An 18718-nucleotide genomic window follows, 5' to 3' on the forward strand; every position below is an offset into this window, starting at 1 on the left:
ACGTAGATTCCGGGATGCACTTTCCGGAATCCGCCGTCTGGGAAACTGTATCCCGTTCTGGGCGCAAATTCCGGGACATGCTTTCCGAAATCCGCCCAACGGGAAACTGTGTCCCAAACTACGGCCGAAAAGTGGGGCACGCTTTCCCGAGCGGTCTCCATGGGAAACTATGCCCCATTTCGAAGGCTCATTCTGAGATGCATTTTCCGCCGAGTCAGCGACCGTGGCTCTACCCTGCCAGATACACCTCTAGTGCGGGCAACGTGGCCTCCGCATCACGCCGACCGACCTGGTAGATACGTTCGAGCTCCTCTGGCTCACGACACAGCGATGGCACCTTCACCGATTCGCTCGGACGCACCACAAAAACCTCGTCGCCGGCCTCGCGACGCGTCAGGTCATCGAGCGTGGCGTTATAAACCTCGTGCCGGTGCTCAAGCGCCGCGACAAACTCTGGATAGCGGCGAAACACGCGGCGCAGCATAGGCATCAAGCTATTGGGTTGTTTCACAAAGCCCGCCGGCTGCGTCAGCACCACGATGTTACGGTCATACCCCTGCGCAAACAGCCATGCGCTGGGAATAGAATCGGCCACACCGCCATCCAGATATCGATGTCCATCAATCCAGACGGGCTTGGTCGCCACGGGAATCGCCGACGATGCCCGAATCCACTCGATATCGCGCTCGTCGCCATACGGCAGATCGTGATAGACGGCCTTGCCCGTCTCGATATCGGTACACACGCACGTAAATCGCATGGGGCAGGCGCGATACGCCTCCAAGTCGATGGGATCGCGCTCGATAGGCACCTCGTGATAGGCAAAATCGGCATTGAACATATCGCCGGTTCGCAGCCAGCTGGTCACGCTCGCATAGCGCTTGTCGGCACAATAGGCTTTGTTGTAGCGAATGGCGCGGCCGATCTGGCGCGATTTAAAGTTGTAGCCAAACGCCGCGCCCGCCGAGACACCCACCATATGATCGCAGGTCAAACCGTGCTCCATCCAAACGTCGAGCACGCCCGCCGTATACATACCGCGGTAGCCGCCTCCCTCGAGCGCAAGCCCCACTGTGTGTGATGTCTCCGGCTGTGCCATGCAACCATCTCCGTTCCCATGCTTTTGAACTCAACAAGTATATCTGTCAACGTATGCCGTCAGAAACGTGTTTATAAGCATTTATCGAACGTTTCCCAATGCATTCCCCATGCCGTACCGCAATGCCCCTAGATGGCCTTAGGCATGAACGCCCTTAAGAACGTTGCGGGATAAACATCGCCCGCACCATGCCAACGTCATCGCACGCAACGTGAGATAATTCTCAGCAGAAGTCACCGACAGCAGAGGGAGTTTGTGATGAAGGTTCTTTTGGTCAATGGCAGTCCCAAGGCAAACGGCAACACCGCCCGCGCACTCGCCGAAGTCGCCGAGCAGCTCAATGCCGAAGGCATTGATACCGAGGTGTTTCAGCTGGGCGCCAAGCCCATTCGCGATTGTATCGGTTGCGGCCAGTGTGGCAAGCTTGGGGGTCGCTGCACCTTTGACGACGACGTGGTGAACGAGCTCATCGCTGCCGCTGAGCAGGCAGACGGCTTTGTCTTTGGCTCACCCGTCTACTATGCGCACCCCAGCGGACGCATCCTTTCGGCCCTCGATCGCGCCTTCTATGCGGGCGGGCACGCCTTTGCGCACAAACCCGGCGCCGCGGTCGCTGTCGCCCGTCGCGGTGGCACGTCGACCACCTTCGATGTGCTCAACAAGTACTTCACCATTAACCAGATGCCCGTGGTCGCCTCCACGTACTGGAACAACGTCTTTGGTCGCGTGCCCGGCGACGCCGATGGGGATGCCGAGGGCCTTGCCACCATGCGCAACATCGGCAAGAACATGGCCTGGCTCCTGCAATGTATCGAAGCAGGACAGGCCGCCGGCATCAGCGCGCCCGAAGCCGATCGCGAGCGCACCAACTTCATTCGATAAGTCCAGCGGTGGTCACCTCGATGTTCTATCAATGTCAGCAAAAAGCCAGCTGATGAGGCAAGGTGCCTTGAAAGAGGAGGGCGCTGGGCTGTTGCCCGCGCCCGACGATTGAAAGGCAGATTGCCCATCAGATGGCTTTGCAGCGTCGAGGTGACCGCCGTTCGTTAGAACGGCGGAACAGATACATGAACGTGCAAATCTTCGGCACCAAAAAGTCTTTCGACACCAAGAAGGCCCAGCGCTATTTTAAGGAGCGCCGCATTAAGGTGCAGTTTATTGACCTTAAGGAAAAGGAGATGAGCAAAGGCGAGCTCACGAGCGTGATGCAGGCGGTCGGCGGCATCGACAAGCTGCTCAACCCCAAAGCCAAGGACGAGGAGACACTCGCACTTATCCAGCACCTCACTCCCAGCCAGCGCTTTGATAAGCTGCTCGAGAATCAGCAGGTACTGGCCGAGCCCATCGTGCGCAACGGCAAAAAGGCCACCGTCGGTTATTGCCCCGATGTATGGGGAGCCTGGGAGTAGCCTGTGTTATTTGCCGGCGCGTGGGTATAAGAGCAGGCGTTTGGCATAAGATTCAGCTGTAAGCCATATCTAACAAAGGAGGGCACATGCCCAACAAGCCCGTGAAGATCATCATGCTTACCGGATACCTCGGTGCCGGCAAGACCACGCTGCTCAACCATATCCTCGCCAACGACGGCGGCATCCGCGCCGCCGTGATCGTCAACGATATCGGCGAGATCAACGTCGACGCCAGCCTTATCGCCGACGGTGGCCTTTCCGAGACCGACGACCTCATCCCGCTCACCAACGGCTGCATCTGCTGCACGCTTTCGGACGACCTGGCCAACCAGCTGCAGGGCATTGCCGATTCGGGCAATTTCGACTACATCATCATCGAGGCCTCCGGTATTTGCGAGCCCATCCCCATCGCCTACACCATCTCGAGCTTCTGCGACGAGGCCAAAGTGGGCGGCGAACCCAAGCTCGCGCTCGACAACATCGTTGCCGTGGTCGACTGCGCCCGCATGTACGACGAGTTCAACGGCGGTCGCGACCTGCTGGCCGAGGATATCGACGAGGACGACATCGAGAGCCTGCTCATCCAGCAGATCGAGTTTTGCTCCACGCTGATCCTCAACAAGACCGATACCGTGAGCCCTGAGCAGATCGCCGAGCTCAAGGCCATCGTGCGCAGCCTGCAGAAGGACGCCGTGATTGTCGAGGCTCAAAACGGCGAGGTCCCCATGGAGGAGCTGCTCGATACCGATCGCTTCGACTTTATGCGCGCCTACAACTCCGCCGCCTGGATCGAGGCCATGGAGCATCCCGAGGAGCACGACGACCCCGAGGTGCTCGAGTACGACATCGAGACCTTTGTGTACTCGCGCCGTAAGCCGTTTGACCTGCAGAAGTTCACCGATTTTGTTGAGCAGGAGTGGCCCGACGAGGTCATTCGCGTCAAGGGTCCGCTGTGGCAGACCGGCGATCCGGACATGTGCTACATGTTCGAGCAGGCCGGCCGCCAGATGCGCCTGATGGAGAACGGCTTGTTCGTTGACTCGGCGCCCGAGGGCGAGAAGCAGAAGATCATCGACGAGAACCCCGAGATCATGCAGATTTGGGACGACGAGACGGGCGACCGCATGACGAGCCTGTGCATCATCGGCCGTCACATGGACAAGGATGCGCTCATCGCCGCCCTCGATGCCTGCCTGACCGACTGGCACCGCGCTTAGGTTATCCAAGTGGGCGTTTTCCGCCCACGTAACCATCAAACCACCACGAAGGTGACTGCCCCTTCGTGGTGGTTTTTCGTTCTATGCCAAGGAGATTCATGTTCAATATCGTGCTGTATGCTCCCGAGATTCCGGCCAATACGGGTAATATCGGCCGTACCTGCGTGGTTACCGGCGCCCGCCTGCATCTGGTGGAGCCACTGGGCTTTTCGCTCGACGACAAAACGGTGCGTCGCGCCGGCCTGGGCTACTGGCAAAACTTGGACGTGACGACCTATGCCAGCTGGGAGGATTTCCTTGCGCGCAATGACCTCTCCCCCGCCGACGACCGCTTGCATCTGCTGACCAAAAAGGCACGCCGAACCTATGCGCAAAGCACTTACCGTGACGGCGACTATTTGGTCTTTGGCAGCGAAAGCTCGGGGATTCCCGAAGGGCTGCTCGCCGCAGCGCCCGAGCGTTGCGAGCGCATCCCCATGCTGCGCGATTGTGACTCACTCGACAACGCCGAGGCCTGGGAAGCCCACGAGGAATCGCTCGGACATACCGAGAACGGCCATGAGGCCATCCTTCGGCAGGATATCTGCGGCAACTTCGTCAATCCGGACGACTACCGCATCAGCGCACTCAACCTCTCCAACAGCGCCGCCATCGTCCTCTACGAAGCCCTGCGCCAGACAGGCTTTGCCGGTATGTAAAAACCTGCCATTAGGGGACGGGGCAGAAATGGTAGACTTTCAAACCCTCTAACCCTTGAGAAATTGGTTTTGGCATCAAAGCGACAAAGGGCTGTCCCTTTGCCTCATTGCCTATAGATAGCGGCCAGTAATGCTCTTGGAGCAAGCAGCGATATCCCCCGGAGTGCCGGCGCAGACGACTTGCCCGCCCGCATCGCCACCGCCCGGCCCCATGTCGATCACATAATCGGCATTGCGGATAAGGTCGAGATCGTGCTCGATCACGATAACCGTGGCGCCCTTGGCGACGAGGCCGTCAAACACGTTCAGCAGCACCTGAACATCGAGCGGATGCAGGCCGATCGTGGGCTCGTCGAATACGAATACGGCATCGTCCTGCACGCGGCCCATCTCGCTCGCAAGCTTTAAACGCTGCGCCTCGCCGCCCGAAAGCGCCGGCGTGGGCTCACCGAGTGTAAGATAGCCCAAGCCCAGGTCGTGCAAGGTCAGCAAGCGCGCCTGAACCTTCTTGAGCCCCACCGTGGCGTCGAGAGCCTCGTCCACGCTCATGTCCATGAGCTGCGGCAACGTAAGCTTGCTCCCGTCCTTGCCCTCGCGATGGATATGCGAAGCCGCGTCTGCATAACGCGAGCCTCGACATGCTGGGCAGATGATCTCGACGTCGGGCAAAAATTGCACGTCGAGCGATATCGAGCCCGTGCCATCGCATGTAGGGCAGCGCAAGGTGCCAGTGTTGTAGCTAAAGGCACCCGCCTTGTAGCCGGCTGCCTTGGCTTCGGGCGTACGGGCGAAGGCGCGGCGCAGCTCATCATGGATGTCGGCATAGGTCGCTACCGTCGAGCGCACGTTGGCGCCGATAGGTGTGGCGTCAATCAGGTTTGCGCGTGCGATACCCTCGGCGTCGACCCAGCGCACATGGCTTGGCAGGCGCTCGCCAGCTGCCTGGGCCTTAAGCGCCGGGATGAGTGTCTCGAGCACCAACGTCGTCTTACCCGAACCCGAAACGCCCGTCACCGCGACAAGGCGACCGCGCGGTATATCGACTTCGAGCGGTTTGACGGTATGGATGGCATCGGTTGCCATGCGGATGTGGCCCTGGTCGAACAGTTCGTCGTCAGTCACCTGCGGGCGCATACGCTTGGGGTCTGCGCGCAAAAACGGGGCGATGCGGCTGCCCTGCGATTGTTCGACCTCGTCCACCGTGCCAGCGGCAATCACATTACCGCCGCCAGCTCCGGCAACGGGGCCCATCTCGACCAGATAGTCGGCTTCCACCAGCACACGTGTATCGTGGTCGACAACAACCACGGTGTTGCCGTCATCAACCAGATCGCGCATCACGCCTACCAGACCATCAACATTGGCAGGATGCAAGCCAATCGAAGGCTCGTCCAACACATAGAGCACGCCCGTCGATCGGTTGCGCACCACGCGGGCGAGCTGCACGCGCTGACGCTCGCCCGTGGAGAGCGTGGCGCCGGCGCGATCGAGCGAAAGATAGTCGAGACCCAGATCGACCAGGCGACGGGCCGCGCTCAAAAACGAATCGCAGATATCCATCGCCATGGGCCGCATCTCGGCCGGCAAGGATGCGGGCACCCCGCGCACCCACTCAATCGCCTCGCCCAGCGTCATGGCCGCGGCCTGCGCCAGATTGATACCGCGCACCTGGGGCTGGCGCGCAGCCTCGGAGAGGCGCGTGCCGCCACAGTCACGACATGGCCCCTCGCGCAAAAAGCGCGCCACGCGTTTTAAGCCCTTGTCGTCCTTAACCTTGGCGAGCGCGTTCTCGACGGTATAGACGGCATTGTAATAGGTGAAGTCGAGCGGCGTAGCGCCCTCGCCGTTTTTGGGAACGTAGAGAATGTGCTTCTTAACCGCCGGGCCGTGAAACACGATGTCGCGCTCTTGAGGCGTGAGCTGGTTAAACGGCACGTCGGTACGCACACCCATCTCGCCTGCCACCTGCTTCATCAGATCCCACATGAGCATGCCCCAAGGAAGCACCGCGCCTTCGTTGATAGTCTTGGACTCGTCGGGCACCAGGCTCGCCTCGTCCACCTCGCGCATGACACCGGTGCCGCCGCAGGTGGGACACGCGCCGCTGCTGTTAAAGGCAAGGTCCTCGGCACCCGGCGCGTAGAACTCACGGCCGCACTCGGGGCACGTGAGCGACAGGCCCGCGGCCACGTTAAGGCTCGGCTCCACGCGCGCCCCGCAGTGCGGGCACACGTGATGGGCGCAACGGCTAAAGAGCAGACGCAGGCTATTGTTGAGCTCGGTCATGGTACCAAAGGTCGAGCGCACACCCGGCACGCTGGGGCGCTGATGCAATGCGAGCGCCGCCGGTACGTGCAGCACCTCGTCCACCTGGGCATGTTCGGCCTGCGTCAGACGGCGGCGAGTATAGGTGCTAAGCGCCTCCAGGTAGCGACGCGAGCCCTCGGCGTAAAGAACGCCCAGTGCCAGCGAACTCTTGCCCGAACCCGATACGCCAGCAATACCCACGAGCTTTCCCAGCGGAATATCGATATCGATGTCCTTGAGGTTGTGCACACGCGCGCCACGTACCTCTATAGCCTGCGGGCTCATCTTCTGTTCCGTCACCTTTATCACCCTACTCATGCCATAAAACGCGGTCGCGGATGTACTCGCCCAGCATGGGCACGGTAAACCGGACGAGGCCGTATCCGGCAGCCTCGATGACGCGCTCGCGAATCAGGCTTGCGCGATATTTACTCGCCCAGCTTTGGGTGCGGTCGCAGCGCTCAATGATGTCAGCCATGCGCGTCGGCTTGCCCCCATCAGCCGCCATGGCCTCGATAAAGAGGCGCTGCGGACTGCGCAACCCGTAATACAAAGGGGCGTCGACTGCTTCATAGAACTCGGAGATGGCATCGGCGTAGCCAGCCTCGACATCGCACACTTCAATGACCCGCGAGTCACGCCGGACAGCAGACCTCCACATGTAATATCCCACCAGCTGAACCATATAGGGATACCCCATGCTCTTGCGCGCCGCAAGGTCCGCCGTCTCCGCATCAACGCAAAGACCAGTGCCTTTGACCGTCTGGATATATGAATCGCGCACTTTGGGCAAAGAAATCGCCCCCAGCGTACGCTGCTGGGCGCGGCGCAAAAACGTTACGCTCGGCTCTTCGAGCAAGTCATCAACCATGCTGGGCAAGCCGGCAAAAACCAGCGCAAGACCGCGCTGGTCGCTATCGGGCAAGCCCGTAGCATCCTGGTCTCCGAGCACCTGCTGATAGAGAACGGCCAGCGCCGCCAGCTCCTCGATAGATGCCGATTGGGCCTCGTCAATCGCAAACAGTAAGCCCTTTCCCGGCCCGAGTTTCTTGAGGCGTTCGTTGACTAACCCGCGCAACGTCTCGCCTTTTGCCCGCGCCGCCTCGACCGACATTCGGCCAAACGACGGACCAAACTCCATTGACGTCACAACGGGTTTATTCGAGCGAAGCGCGTCGGCCAAGCGGTCGCATAGGCCAAGCGAGGCGGAATCGGAGACAACCGCCCATCCGCGCTCGCTAGCTAAACGCTGCAGCTCCCGCAAGAGAACTGTTTTGCCACAGCCGCGGTTTCCCGTAATGAGCATGAGCCTGCCCGGCGCTCCGGCGCCGTTATCGAGCCCTTCCTCGAAATCTTCGATGACCGACTCGCGGCCGATGAGTATCGGAGGCCGCTTGCCAGCCGTGGGCTTAAAGGGATTTGGATTCATGTCGGCCTCCTCGGATTGGCAAACCCTGGTAACAGTTATACCAACTTATACCGAGTTATACCAACAGGATGCGACAAAGAGACTGACCCTCTATCACCTATGGCCGAAAAACTCGACGTCCGCCGCTCGCCAGGGGCGGAAGGTGGCGGGATCGACCTTTACGTGGGCTGCCTCGGGGACGTCGTACCACTTGACCGTGTAGCCAGCGCCGTGAGAGCAAAAGATCGAGTCGGGCGTGTTGGGTAGATCGGCCTCGGGCTCATAGGCGACAGTCTCGATGACGCGCTCGGCATCATGGCATGCCGCATAGCCGGCAAACTCCAGGTACAGATGCCCGCGACCGCTCGTGTAAGCGGCCACCTCCAGCGCATAATCCTGCACCTCGGATGCCGGCACGCGACCCACAAGCTTTGCCCGTTCGCCCGCCATCGTCGGCGGCTCGTAGTCGGCTCCCATACGCGTGGCGTCTGACAACGCCCTGCCCACACACTCCCCCGGCACCTCGAGCTCAAAGCGATACCACGGCTCCAACAGCACCGCCGCGCCGGCCTCACGCGCCTGCATGAGCCCCTGGCGAATCGCGCGGTACGTGGCCTGGCGAAAGTCGCCGCCCTCGGTGTGTTTGGCATGCGCACGGCCACCTGTGAGCGTAATGCGCACATCGGTGATGGGCGAGCCGGTCAGCACGCCCAGGTGATCTCGCTCCATGGCGTTTGTGAGCGCCAGGCGTTGCCAGTTAAGATCGAGCTCGTCGGTCGAAGTCACGGTGCCAAACTGCACGCCCGAACCCGCCGGCAACGGCTCTAGGCGCAGATGCACCTCGGCATAGTGGCGCAGCGGCTCAAAGTGGCCCACGCCCTCGACCGGCTGCGAAATGGTCTCCTTATAGAGAATGCCGCCGGGCTCAAACGAAATCGAAAGGCCAAAGCGATCGGCCAACACCCGCTGCACGACCTCGAGTTGCACGGCGCCCATCAGCTGCAGGTGAATCTGCTCCAGATGAGTATTCCAGCTTACGCCGAGCATGGGGTCTTCGTCCGCCAACTCAGTCAGCGCTTTAAACACCGCATGGACATCGTGTTCGCCCGGAAGCACCGTATAGGTGAGGACCGGAGCGATGACGGGCGCATCACACACGGGCTCCGCACCCAAGGCGTCCCCTGGGCGAACGTGCGCAAGACCCGTCACGGCACAAATACCGCCAGCAGCAACTTCTTGGGCAAGCTCATACTTTTCGCCGTTATAGATGCGCACCTGATCGACCTTCTGCTCCCATACCTCGGCACCGGAACGTCCGCTGATCATCTGTTTTGCACACAGCGTGCCGCCGGTCACTTTAACCCATGCCAAGCGCTCGCCTCGATCCCCGCGGCTGACACGATAGACGCGTGCGGCAAACTCCGGAAGCCATATCTGTTCGCGCATCAGCACGCATATGCCATCCAGCAGCTCGCTCACGCCCTGGTCCTTGAGCGCCGAGCCGGCAAAGCAGGGAAAGAGCTTGCGCTCGGCAACCATGCGCGACAGCGTTGCGACGGAAAGCTCACCTGCCTCAAGAAACTCCTCGAGCGCCGCCTCGTCCAACGCTGCAGCGTCCTCCTGAACGGCGCCGCCCTCCAGCAGTTCGTTGGCATCCAGGCAGCCTTCGGAAAGACGCCGCCCAAGTTGTGCCAGCAAAACATCGCGGCCGGGATTCTCCAAATCGATTTTGTTGATATAGATGAACGTCGGAATGTCATAGCGTGCAAGCAGGCGCCACAGGGTTTCGGTGTGCCCCTGCACGCCGTCGTTGGCGCCCACAACTAAAATCGCGTAGTCGAGTGCGCGCAGCGTGCGCTCCGCCTCGGCAGAAAAATCGACATGCCCCGGTGCATCCACGAGCATGACGCGGGTATCACCGTGGTCGAGCACGGCCTGCGACGAGAAAATCGTAATGCCGCGCTCGCGCTCGATCGCGTTAGTGTCCAGATGCGAATCGCCATCGTCCACGCGGCCGCGCTTACGAATGCGACCCGCATTGAACAACATGGCCTCGGCCAGCGTGGTCTTGCCAGCATCGACATGCGCCAAGATTCCAACGACCGCTTGCTTCGACATGGCTCTCCTCTTATTGCAAGCCCGTCGCACGCGGAAACGGGCGCTCTCGTTCCACACTGGATGATACAATTTACGGGCCGGCGGGCGAAGCGGGCCCTATCCCCCGACCGAGCTCATCGCCCCGCGTTGCCGTGCGGCGATTTTCGTAGGTTCGCGCCTTGCGAAAGCCGGCACCTCCCCTTTTTGCCTGCCCGAGCTCATCCGGGGCGGCAACAACGCGAACCCCACAACAGCGAGGAATCACCATGAAGACATTGCTCAACGAGTTCAAGGAATTCATCAATCGCGGCAACGTGATGGACATGGCCGTCGGCGTGATTATCGGCGGCGCATTCACCGCCATCGTGACCTCACTTACCGATAACATCATCAACCCGCTTATCTCCGTGATTGCCGGCGGTAGCGCTACCGAGATCTCGGGGCTGGTGGTGCCGGGCACTAATATCGACTTTGGCGCCTTTATCGGCTCGTGCATCAATTTTTTGATTGTGGCGGCAATCGTCTTTGCCATCGTCAAGGCATTCAACAAGGCGCAGGAGATCGGCGACAGGCTCGCCGGTGCCACCGCCGAGGAAGCCGCACCGGCGCCCGTCTGTCCGTATTGCCTGGAAGAGGTGCACGAAGGCGCGACCAAGTGTTGCCACTGCGGAAGCGAGCTGCCCCGAGCGTAGGTGCCTTAGAGCCGACAGCGAGCGACATCTACCACCTTGTAAAACAGCGCAGCGATTAAAAATGGCCCCACCCGGGGCCATTTTCGCTTACACGGAGCGTAGATACGCGCCCCCGCTCTTATGCCTCGCGCAGCCAGTCAAATGCAACACGCGGCGTGCCGTCCGAAACATACACGACGCCGGCACGCTCAAACCCCGCTTTAATACTCGCGCCCTGCATGGGCAGGTTGTCCCGATGCGTATCGATACGCAGATGGTCGGCACGCTCTTTGGCAAAGGCGAACATCGCAGCCGCGATACCGTGCACGGTGCCGTCGGACGCCACACGGTGCAGCACGGCGTACGGAGTGTCGCTACGCCATTGCCCGTCCTCAATTACGTCATAGCACTCGTCCGGGCCCGGTAAAAAGGCAAACGTCGCCACCACGCGGCCGTCGACTTCGAACACATAGCTACCACCGGCGGCGATATCGGCAGCCAGCTGCTCGGCAGAAGGCGTGCCCTCGGGCCACTGCGTGGCGTTGCCATGCGCGCGCATAAAGGCACGGGCCGCGTCATAGATAGCCATGACGGCGGGAATGTCGGTATCGAGGGTTTTTCTGATCATCACGCGGCGACCTCACGTTTATTGGTATCACTTTGATTGAGCAATGATACCAGCGTTTGAAGAGGGGCGAGAAGCAGATGGGAAGCAAAAAGCGAGCCGCCTGGTCAAAGGCCAAAAGCGAGTTTTTGGGCGCTGCCACCGGTGGCGCTATGAGCGACCTGTTTGCGCGCGAGGACGAGCGCCGCGACGCCCTGAACGCCGAGCGCGATGAAGCCTGGCGCTACAAGTCGTGCGAGCGCAAAAACCGTTACGACACACGCGCCGAGGCCGAGGCCGTTATGGCCGACTGCGAAAACCGCGGGCGGCGTGGTTTGGCCTGCTACAAATGCGAATACTGCGGCGGCTGGCACCTGACGTCGCACCCTTGGAAATAGGCCCCGCATCGGCACGACACTGACGGAGCGCCAACCATCGCACGCAAGCTACGGGCGCGGCGGCACCAAAACATCGTAACGAACGGCCTTGCCCGCAAGTTGATAGCTCGGCTTAACGCCGGCAAGCAGCGGCCCCTTCATCGGCCGCTTGATAACGACCTTGCGCGGGCGCACCGCAAGCGCAGCTTCGACCAGCGTCTCCTCATCGGCACACGGCTGTTCCAGATGATGCAAGAGTTGAAACTTCTTTTTAACCGCCGCGCTCTTTGTGCGCTCGGGAAACATGGGGTCCAGATACACCACGTCGGGAGCGGTGAGCTCGCCCTGCCCGATTAACTCAGTTATATGGTGAAGGCCTGCAATGCTGTCCTCGCCCGCATGTAAGCGCATGCGTGCCACGGCAGTCGCAAGCGCCGGATTATCTGCCGCGCGATCCAAGGCATCCTTGAGGAGCGCCGCGATCACGCAATCCTGCTCATACAGATCGACGGTAAAGCCCGCAGCCGCCAGCAGCAGCGAATCCTCGCCAAAGCCTGCCGTGGCATCAATCGCCCATGGGCACTCGACGCCTTTTGCGCGCGCAGCCTTTACCAACAGCTCTTGCTGCAGACGACCCTGTTTGAGCCGTGGCAGCATGCGGTCAAAATCGGCACGCAACTCCATCGTGCCGTCGGTGAGCGTGAGGCCCGCGGACTTCCCGGTCAGCTCAAGCCCCGCGGCCCGAGCAACAGAAAAGGGATCGACGACGCCCATGGGTACTCCTTAACAAGCAAAATGAATACGTGAGCGCCGTTTATGCCAGCACCCAACCGTCCGCTATTGTCCCACATGCGACATGGCCCACAGCATCCCAATGCAAAGCACCGCCATCAATCCCGTGCACACGGCAGCGATCACAGAATCGCCCATGCGCCTTCCCAACGACCGCGGCTCATGCACTCGCCCTGCTCCGTACATCATGGCTCCTCCTTAAGAACGGCTCCTTGTTACGGTCTCATCATCGCAGCGCCGCACATGAGCTGCCATCGATTTGGCTTACGTCCAGCTTTCCTTTTTGAAAGGTCGGATTGGGCTGCGCGGGCTCAAAGCGCTTTCAGGCGCACGCATCGCTGCGTTGAACTACAATGTGCTTCACCATATGTGCAACACATGGGCTACGCCAGATCGGCGTACTCGTATCGAAAGGACCAGCCATGAGCTCCGCTCGCAAGACTCTCAAAATCCTTGCCCTCGTCTACTTTGTTTTGGGCATCGCCAGCCTCGTCATCGCCGGCATCGGTATCGCCAGGGGCAGCCTCGATTCCACGTACGGGTCGAACGCCATGCTCGCCGCGGTCGTGCTTGTCGTCAAGGGCATTGTCGATCTTTCCGCAGGTGTTGCGGGCATCAAGGGCGCCAACAAGCCCTCGCAGGTGGATAGCGCGTTTAAGCTCGGCATCGTTGCCGCAATCGCCACGATTGTGCAGGCCGTGCTCACGCTTCCCGCACTCGGCGGCAGCGCCGTCAATATCGGTGCCTTTGTCATCGTGGTCTACGACCTGTTCTTTGTTCAGCAGGCGCACGCCGTTAAGGCCGAGAACAAGGACCGCCTGTAGGCACTCGCTTCTCATAACCCCTGCAGCCAAGCAACTAACATGGGCCGATCGCGCAGTAACGCGGTCGGCCCTTTACATTTGCCCAGATAAAACCTGCCAAAATAAACCTGTCCCTTTTTGGCAGGTTGGTTAGCTGTGGCGGTACTCGGCAATGATGAAGTCGATGTCGGTTTTAAGGGTGTCCAGGTTTGCCAGGCGCTCTTTGTCGGTAGGGCGTGTGCGGTAGTAGTACGGCGTCATCTGGAACACCGCCTCGATGTCGGCCTGGGTCTGGAGCGTAATATTCGCGGACACCCGCTGTGTGCCGACCAGTTTAAGCTCCATCGTCTTCGGAAGCTTTTCGTCGTTGAGGTACGGCGTGTCGTAGAGCACCTCCTTGAGCCCAAAGAGATGACGGGCACCCGGCACCACGGTGTAGAGCGAACCCTCCGGCGCCAACACGCGGGCAAACTCGCGCTCGTTAAAGGGAGCAAAGAGCTCGGTCACCATATCGAAGGCGCCATCGGCCACTGGGATGTCTTTCATGTTGGCCACAAAATAGGTCGCATCGCCGCGCTTGGTGGCCAGGCGTACCATTTCTTTGCCCAGGTCAAAGCCATAAGCGTCCACGCCCGGCACCGCGCCCATGGCGCTGGTGTAGTAACCCTCACCGCAGCAAATATCGAGCAGCGTCATGGGACCGCCTGTAGACGCAGCACGCCCAGAAACCCGTTTGCGCACCAGCTCGACCATTGCATCGCGCAGCGGCGCATAGTAGCCACGGTTCAAAAAGTCACGACGGCTGCGTGCCTGCGACTTGGGATCGCCCATGGAGTCGCCGCTCTTGGACGAACGTAGCAGATATAGATAACCCTCGCGCGCACGGTCAAACCGGTGTCCGCCCGCGCATGCAGCACCGCGCTCGTCGTCTACCAACGGCTCATGGCAAACGGGACACAACAACATGGCAACTCCTTAGCGCGAACAACACAACGTACACCATTGTCGCACGCCTTCCCCACCTAGTCATTGGGGACGTTCTTGAATGACTAGTCGTTTAAGAACGCCCCCAATGACTAGGTGATTAGGAGTATCATCGTCTGCGCAAATAAGCACGAAATAGCACGTTAGAAATTGAGAGCGTATGGCTGATACCGCATCTAAGCACATCGACATGACCACCGGCTCGCTGTGGCGCAATATCCCCCTGTTCGCCTTGCCCGTGGCCGCCACGAGCATCTTGGAGCAGCTGTCAAACCTCATCGCCACGGTCATTATCGGTAACTTCTCGGGCGACCAGGGAACCCTCGCCATGGCGGCAGTCGGCTCCAATGTTCCGCTTACCAGCCTTATGCTCAACCTGTTTATTGGCATGTCGCTTGGCTCCAACGTGGTCATCGCCAACGCTATCGGCCGCAACGATCAGAATATGGTCAAACGCGCCGTCCATACCTCGATTTTAATGGCGCTCGTGGGCTTTGTCGTCATCGCTCTGGGCGAGATCTTTGCCGAGCCCATGCTCGCCGCGCTCAACGTTCCCGCCGAGACCATGCCGCTCGCTTCGCTCTATCTACGCGTCTTTTTGCTCAGCATGCCCTCAATCTTGCTCTACAACTTTGAGGCCGCGATCTTCCGCTCCGTCGGCATCACCCGCATGCCGCTGCAAGCGCTTGCCGTGTCCACCGTCCTCAACATTGGCCTGGACCTCATCTTTGTCCCCGTACTCCACTGGGGCGTCGCGGGTGTCGCCATCGCCACCGTCATCGCCTACACCGTCAGCGCCGCTACACTCTTTATCCGCCTGCTCAAGACCGACTCCGTCGTCCGCGTCACCCCGCGCGACCTTGCTATCGACCCCGTCGCCCTCAAGCGCATCGTCAAGATCGGCCTGCCCGCCGGCATCCAAAGCGCCGTCTTTGCCGTCGCCAACATCATCATCCAGTCCGCCATCAACAGCCTGGGCACCGAGGTCATGGCGGCCTCGAGCGCCGCCATGAGCCTGGAGTACGTGTGCTACAACCTGCTCAACAGCTTTAGCCAGGCTTGCACCACCTTTGTGGGGCAAAACCACGGTGCCCGCCAGATCGACCGCTGCACCAAGACCCTTAAGGTCTGCCTGGTCGAAGGCGGTATCGTCGCGCTCACCACGATTATTGTTATTGTCGGCCTGGGGCGCGAGATCTTGTCGTTGTTCAACAGCGATCCCAACATCGTCTCGATCGGCTATATCCGCGTGTGCTCGATCTTCCCTGCGTATGCCTTTAGCATGTTCTACGAGAACATGTCCGGCTACCTGCGCGGCTTTGGTATCTCGCTCATACCCGCCCTTATCACCATGATCTGCGTCTGCGGCATCCGCTTCTATTGGGTATTCTGCGTGTTCCCGCACTTCCGCACCTTTGCGAACATCATGATGGTCTACCCCATCAGCCTGGGCACCACGGCGTTCTTTATGGTCGTGGCGGTACTACTCTGCCACCCGGCACGCACCCATCGCGCTACCCAAGCCAAAGCGACAGCCTGCTAAACACCGCACTCAACGCCACGCCAGTCATTAATTGACAATATGCGAGCTCATATAGTCGATAAAGCGCCTCGTGGCGATAGGCATGGTGTCCCAGCTGCGCCAGGCCGCCACTACGTCGCGTGAGGGGGCGTGCACGATGGGACGTACGCGAATATCGGCCTGCATGCCCTCAACGGTACGGCGATACAGCATGCTCACGCCCAGGCCCTCCTCCACCATCGCCATAATGGTGTAGTCGTCGGTGACCTCGCTCGTCACGTGCGGCGACAGGCCATGCGCCGCGAATGCATCGAGCACGTCTCGTAGACCCCGCCCCTCATACAGCCGCGGCATAAAGGCAACCGGTGCGCCTTTACAATAGATGCCAACGTAGCATTTGCCATAAAGGAGCTCCATGGACACCGCAACTCGCGACCGCAACATAGCAACTTGGTTGGACGATGCGCCGCAGCCGGTACGTGACACTACGAACCAGCTGCTCGAGCGCATCGCCCTTTTGCGTGCCGAGCAGACCATCTACCCGGCACAAGACGACATCCTCAATGCCCTCGCCTACACGCCGGCCGACCAGGTCAAAGTTGTCATCTTGGGCCAAGATCCCTATCACGGGCCCAACCAGGCCATGGGGTTATCGTTCTCGGTCCCCGCGACGCAAACCAAGTTGCCGCCAAGCCTGCGCAACATCTATAAGGAACTCAAAGCCGATCTGAGTTGTCCCATTCCCGCCACGGGAGATCTGACGCCATGGGCACAACAGGGCGTCCTGCTCCTCAACACTACGCTTACCGTGCGCGAGCATGCCGCGAACTCACACGCCAAGCTGGGCTGGAGTACGCTCACCGACTACGTTATCGAACGCTGCTGCCAGCTACCCCAACCGGTAGTCTTTTTGGCATGGGGCCGCTTTGCCCAGCAGATGGTTGAGGGCAAGCTCGCCGCAATCGACGCGGGCAAAACAACCGGCAAGTTCTGCCTTGCCTCCACGCACCCCTCGCCGCTTTCGGCCAACCGTGCCACGGCAGAACTCCCCGCTTTTATGGGGTCGCGACCCTTCTCGGCAGCCAATCGGCTACTCGAACAGCACGGCTCGACCCCCGTCAACTGGACTTGTCTCGGCTAAAAATCGATATATCAAAAACGCGCCCGACGGCTTTCCATCGGGCGCGTTTCCTATTCGGGCCAAATAAATTGTGTGCGGCCGGCCTCGCCACCATCAATGAGCAGGCTCTGCCCGGTCATAAACCGGTTGGTCACGCCCACAAAGTAGATCCACTCGGCAATCTCTTGGGCGGTTGCCCAGCGTTTAAGCGGCGTGAGCTCCATAATCTGGTTCCACAGGTGCTCGTCTTCCATCACGCAACGGTTGAGCGGCGTGATAACGCCACCCGGGTCCACACTGTTGGCGATGGCCTGCGGTGCCAGGCGGTTTGCAAGGTTCTTGGTGTAGGCGATAACGCCGCCCTTGCTGGCAGCATAGGCGGGAAACTCCGATCCCGTATGCCCGCTCGCCGACCCCACATTGACCACGGATTTGATAGCGGGCGCCGGCTTGGCAGCAAGCCCCTCCCCCACAAAGGCGTAGCGCTCGGTCACGTTGATGGTGCCACACAGGTTGGCGGCGATATCGTCGACCGAATCCTGCGTACCCGCAACGTTCACGATCACTTGGGGTTCAAGGTCGCCTGGAAACGAGCCCGGCTCGCGGACATCAACAATCAGATGGCGGTAGCGCTCGTGTTCGATCACCGCCGGCAGCAGATCAAAGCCCACGACCTCGTGGCCCTCGTCCAAAAAGCGCCGCACGCACGCGGCTCCGATACCGCCCGAAGCGCCCGTAATCAAAACCCGCATACTTGCTCCTTAGGCGGTTGCGTGACGCTCAAGGTACTCGGCGCCCACATTCTCACGCTCCCAGCCGCGCACGACCTTGTAGCCCACGGGGCTCAGGAAGACCTCGCACAGCAGCTCGGCGACAGCGCCGGTCAGCGAGCACATAAGGACCTGCACCCAGGTCCAACCAAAGAACGTGTGGCTCACCACAATGGCAAAGACCAGGTTGTCGATAAACTGGCCAACACCCGTGGACACATAGGAGCGGAAGGCGAAGCTCGCAAAGTTATTCTTTTTGAGCATACGGCCGAGCGACTGGTTGAGCGTGGAGTTAACCACGGCAGAAACGAACATTGCCAGCGAAGAGCCCAGCACCACGTACCAGGTGCCGCCGATGGTGGCGTTAAGGGCGGTGTTGACCTCGATCATGCCCGTGTCGTAGTAGGCGCCCCACATACCGGGTGTGAGCGAGCACGCCCAAAAGCACAGGCTCACGGCAAGGTTGACCGCCAGTGCGAGGATAGAGATTTTGATGGATGCCTTGGCGCCAAAGCGCTTGCAGATCATGTCCTGGCACAAAAACGAGACCCAGCTCACCACAAAGCCGCAATCGAGTGCCAGATACGGCAGGCTGATGAGCTCTTTGTTGGCCAGCAGGTTCATCATGATGACGCTCACGAAAAACAGCGAAACCGTTGCCGCGGGAATGCTCCGCAACAGGACCTTGTAGTCCTCCATGACCTTCTTGATCATTATGTACTCCTTTGGTTTTAGGTTTAACGAGCAGGATATCGGACCCGAACTGCTCGGACGCCCCGGTCTTGAGGCGACGGTGGGCATGATAGCCGCTCATGCGGCATCAGGCAAGCAGGCAGCGCG

General features: G+C 60.2%; 19 protein-coding genes. 9 read left to right on the forward strand and 10 right to left on the reverse strand.

The genetic code is table 11. From position 1 onward, the window contains the following. Positions 1–229: 229 nt before the first annotated feature. Positions 230–1099: a patatin-like phospholipase family protein gene (locus ACQRAJ_RS01335; protein ID WP_427719865.1), complete on the reverse strand. Its 870-nt coding sequence runs from the start codon at positions 1097–1099 to the stop codon at positions 230–232. 258 nt (positions 1100–1357) lie between these two features. On the opposite strand from ACQRAJ_RS01335, the gene ACQRAJ_RS01340 reads away from it, so the two are divergent. The 4 genes from ACQRAJ_RS01340 (at position 1358) to ACQRAJ_RS01355 (ending at position 4423) form a co-directional block, all read left to right on the forward strand. After that, positions 1358–1981, forward strand: coding sequence for a flavodoxin family protein (locus tag ACQRAJ_RS01340; protein WP_427728306.1), 624 nt, complete (start codon positions 1358–1360; stop codon positions 1979–1981). Between the two features lie 185 nt (positions 1982–2166). Next, positions 2167–2508: an arsenate reductase family protein gene (locus ACQRAJ_RS01345; protein ID WP_055252194.1), complete on the forward strand. Its 342-nt coding sequence runs from the start codon at positions 2167–2169 to the stop codon at positions 2506–2508. Between the two features lie 86 nt (positions 2509–2594). Further along, complete coding sequence (locus ACQRAJ_RS01350) at positions 2595–3725, forward strand: GTP-binding protein (RefSeq protein ID WP_427747510.1); 1131 nt, start codon at positions 2595–2597, stop codon at positions 3723–3725. Between the two features lie 98 nt (positions 3726–3823). Beyond that, entirely contained in the window at positions 3824–4423 is a 600-nt protein-coding gene (locus ACQRAJ_RS01355; protein ID WP_427728310.1) for a tRNA (cytidine(34)-2'-O)-methyltransferase, read from the forward strand. Between the two features lie 111 nt (positions 4424–4534). Here the strand turns inward: ACQRAJ_RS01355 and ACQRAJ_RS01360 are convergent, their stop codons facing one another. The 3 genes from ACQRAJ_RS01360 to ACQRAJ_RS01370 all read right to left on the reverse strand — a co-directional run bounded on the left by ACQRAJ_RS01360 (position 4535) and on the right by ACQRAJ_RS01370 (position 10256). Continuing rightward, positions 4535–7048 (reverse strand): excinuclease ABC subunit UvrA, encoded by a 2514-nt coding sequence (locus tag ACQRAJ_RS01360; protein ID WP_427747511.1) that lies wholly within the window; start codon positions 7046–7048, stop codon positions 4535–4537. Next, positions 7041–8159 carry an AAA family ATPase gene (locus ACQRAJ_RS01365; protein ID WP_427747512.1) on the reverse strand — a complete coding sequence of 373 codons (1119 nt, stop codon included), beginning with the start codon at positions 8157–8159 and terminating at the stop codon, positions 7041–7043. Before ACQRAJ_RS01365 ends, ACQRAJ_RS01360 begins: the two co-directional genes overlap by 8 nt. A 93-nt stretch (positions 8160–8252) precedes the next feature. Further along, positions 8253–10256, reverse strand: a complete 2004-nt coding sequence (locus tag ACQRAJ_RS01370) for a GTP-binding protein (protein ID WP_427747513.1) — start codon at positions 10254–10256, stop codon at positions 8253–8255. 245 nt (positions 10257–10501) lie between these two features. Here ACQRAJ_RS01370 and mscL point away from each other — a divergent pair, with 245 nt between their 5' ends. After that, a complete protein-coding gene (gene mscL / locus ACQRAJ_RS01375; RefSeq protein WP_154517006.1) occupies positions 10502–10927 on the forward strand; it encodes a large conductance mechanosensitive channel protein MscL in 426 nt (141 codons plus the stop codon). 118 nt (positions 10928–11045) lie between these two features. Here the strand turns inward: mscL and ACQRAJ_RS01380 are convergent, their stop codons facing one another. Next, the gene (locus ACQRAJ_RS01380; protein ID WP_154517003.1) at positions 11046–11534 is read right to left on the reverse strand and encodes an N-acetyltransferase; all 489 of its coding nucleotides are present in this window, start codon (positions 11532–11534) and stop codon (positions 11046–11048) included. Positions 11535–11611: 77 nt separating this feature from the next. Here ACQRAJ_RS01380 and ACQRAJ_RS01385 point away from each other — a divergent pair, with 77 nt between their 5' ends. Next, entirely contained in the window at positions 11612–11908 is a 297-nt protein-coding gene (locus ACQRAJ_RS01385) for a hypothetical protein (RefSeq protein ID WP_427747514.1), read from the forward strand. Between the two features lie 48 nt (positions 11909–11956). Here ACQRAJ_RS01385 and ACQRAJ_RS01390 read toward each other — a convergent pair whose 3' ends face one another. Then, positions 11957–12661: a class I SAM-dependent methyltransferase gene (locus ACQRAJ_RS01390; protein ID WP_427747515.1), complete on the reverse strand. Its 705-nt coding sequence runs from the start codon at positions 12659–12661 to the stop codon at positions 11957–11959. Positions 12662–13101: 440 nt separating this feature from the next. Between ACQRAJ_RS01390 and ACQRAJ_RS01395 the strand changes: the two genes are divergently transcribed. Continuing rightward, complete coding sequence (locus ACQRAJ_RS01395) at positions 13102–13503, forward strand: hypothetical protein (RefSeq protein ID WP_427747516.1); 402 nt, start codon at positions 13102–13104, stop codon at positions 13501–13503. A gap of 129 nt (positions 13504–13632) precedes the next feature. Here ACQRAJ_RS01395 and ACQRAJ_RS01400 read toward each other — a convergent pair whose 3' ends face one another. Then, the gene (locus ACQRAJ_RS01400) at positions 13633–14448 is read right to left on the reverse strand and encodes a putative RNA methyltransferase (RefSeq protein WP_427747517.1); all 816 of its coding nucleotides are present in this window, start codon (positions 14446–14448) and stop codon (positions 13633–13635) included. Positions 14449–14626: 178 nt separating this feature from the next. Here ACQRAJ_RS01400 and ACQRAJ_RS01405 point away from each other — a divergent pair, with 178 nt between their 5' ends. Continuing rightward, complete coding sequence (locus tag ACQRAJ_RS01405) at positions 14627–16009, forward strand: MATE family efflux transporter (protein WP_427747518.1); 1383 nt, start codon at positions 14627–14629, stop codon at positions 16007–16009. A gap of 27 nt (positions 16010–16036) precedes the next feature. Here the strand turns inward: ACQRAJ_RS01405 and ACQRAJ_RS01410 are convergent, their stop codons facing one another. Then, positions 16037–16498 carry a LysR family transcriptional regulator substrate-binding protein gene (locus ACQRAJ_RS01410; protein WP_427747519.1) on the reverse strand — a complete coding sequence of 154 codons (462 nt, stop codon included), beginning with the start codon at positions 16496–16498 and terminating at the stop codon, positions 16037–16039. On the opposite strand from ACQRAJ_RS01410, the gene ACQRAJ_RS01415 reads away from it, so the two are divergent. Beyond that, positions 16404–17129: a uracil-DNA glycosylase gene (locus tag ACQRAJ_RS01415; RefSeq protein WP_154516983.1), complete on the forward strand. Its 726-nt coding sequence runs from the start codon at positions 16404–16406 to the stop codon at positions 17127–17129. The two genes, ACQRAJ_RS01410 and ACQRAJ_RS01415, sit on opposite strands and share 95 nt — an antisense overlap. Positions 17130–17179: 50 nt before the next feature. Here the strand turns inward: ACQRAJ_RS01415 and ACQRAJ_RS01420 are convergent, their stop codons facing one another. Next, complete coding sequence (locus ACQRAJ_RS01420) at positions 17180–17860, reverse strand: SDR family NAD(P)-dependent oxidoreductase (protein ID WP_427747520.1); 681 nt, start codon at positions 17858–17860, stop codon at positions 17180–17182. A 9-nt stretch (positions 17861–17869) separates the two neighbouring features. Next, positions 17870–18592 carry a VUT family protein gene (locus tag ACQRAJ_RS01425; RefSeq protein ID WP_427728338.1) on the reverse strand — a complete coding sequence of 241 codons (723 nt, stop codon included), beginning with the start codon at positions 18590–18592 and terminating at the stop codon, positions 17870–17872. Positions 18593–18718: the final 126 nt, after the last annotated feature.

The sequence above is a fragment of the Collinsella sp. SGI.184 genome (assembly GCF_050313415.1).
GTDB lineage: Bacteria > Actinomycetota > Coriobacteriia > Coriobacteriales > Coriobacteriaceae > Collinsella.

Bases quoted from the DNA above. Each gene is read 5' to 3' on its own strand.
- ACQRAJ_RS01335 (WP_427719865.1), bottom strand. From the start codon at position 1,099: ATGGCACAGCCGGAGACATCACACACAGTGGGGCTTGCGCTCGAGGGA.
- ACQRAJ_RS01340 (WP_427728306.1), top strand. From the start codon at position 1,358: ATGAAGGTTCTTTTGGTCAATGGCAGTCCCAAGGCAAACGGCAACACC.
- ACQRAJ_RS01345 (WP_055252194.1), top strand. From the start codon at position 2,167: ATGAACGTGCAAATCTTCGGCACCAAAAAGTCTTTCGACACCAAGAAG.
- ACQRAJ_RS01350 (WP_427747510.1), top strand. From the start codon at position 2,595: ATGCCCAACAAGCCCGTGAAGATCATCATGCTTACCGGATACCTCGGT.
- ACQRAJ_RS01355 (WP_427728310.1), top strand. From the start codon at position 3,824: ATGTTCAATATCGTGCTGTATGCTCCCGAGATTCCGGCCAATACGGGT.
- ACQRAJ_RS01360 (WP_427747511.1), bottom strand. From the start codon at position 7,048: ATGAGTAGGGTGATAAAGGTGACGGAACAGAAGATGAGCCCGCAGGCT.
- ACQRAJ_RS01365 (WP_427747512.1), bottom strand. From the start codon at position 8,159: ATGAATCCAAATCCCTTTAAGCCCACGGCTGGCAAGCGGCCTCCGATA.
- ACQRAJ_RS01370 (WP_427747513.1), bottom strand. From the start codon at position 10,256: ATGTCGAAGCAAGCGGTCGTTGGAATCTTGGCGCATGTCGATGCTGGC.
- mscL (WP_154517006.1), top strand. From the start codon at position 10,502: ATGAAGACATTGCTCAACGAGTTCAAGGAATTCATCAATCGCGGCAAC.
- ACQRAJ_RS01380 (WP_154517003.1), bottom strand. From the start codon at position 11,534: ATGATCAGAAAAACCCTCGATACCGACATTCCCGCCGTCATGGCTATC.
- ACQRAJ_RS01385 (WP_427747514.1), top strand. From the start codon at position 11,612: ATGGGAAGCAAAAAGCGAGCCGCCTGGTCAAAGGCCAAAAGCGAGTTT.
- ACQRAJ_RS01390 (WP_427747515.1), bottom strand. From the start codon at position 12,661: ATGGGCGTCGTCGATCCCTTTTCTGTTGCTCGGGCCGCGGGGCTTGAG.
- ACQRAJ_RS01395 (WP_427747516.1), top strand. From the start codon at position 13,102: ATGAGCTCCGCTCGCAAGACTCTCAAAATCCTTGCCCTCGTCTACTTT.
- ACQRAJ_RS01400 (WP_427747517.1), bottom strand. From the start codon at position 14,448: ATGTTGTTGTGTCCCGTTTGCCATGAGCCGTTGGTAGACGACGAGCGC.
- ACQRAJ_RS01405 (WP_427747518.1), top strand. From the start codon at position 14,627: ATGGCTGATACCGCATCTAAGCACATCGACATGACCACCGGCTCGCTG.
- ACQRAJ_RS01415 (WP_154516983.1), top strand. From the start codon at position 16,404: ATGGACACCGCAACTCGCGACCGCAACATAGCAACTTGGTTGGACGAT.
- ACQRAJ_RS01410 (WP_427747519.1), bottom strand. From the start codon at position 16,498: ATGCGCTCGAGCAGCTGGTTCGTAGTGTCACGTACCGGCTGCGGCGCA.
- ACQRAJ_RS01420 (WP_427747520.1), bottom strand. From the start codon at position 17,860: ATGCGGGTTTTGATTACGGGCGCTTCGGGCGGTATCGGAGCCGCGTGC.
- ACQRAJ_RS01425 (WP_427728338.1), bottom strand. From the start codon at position 18,592: ATGATCAAGAAGGTCATGGAGGACTACAAGGTCCTGTTGCGGAGCATT.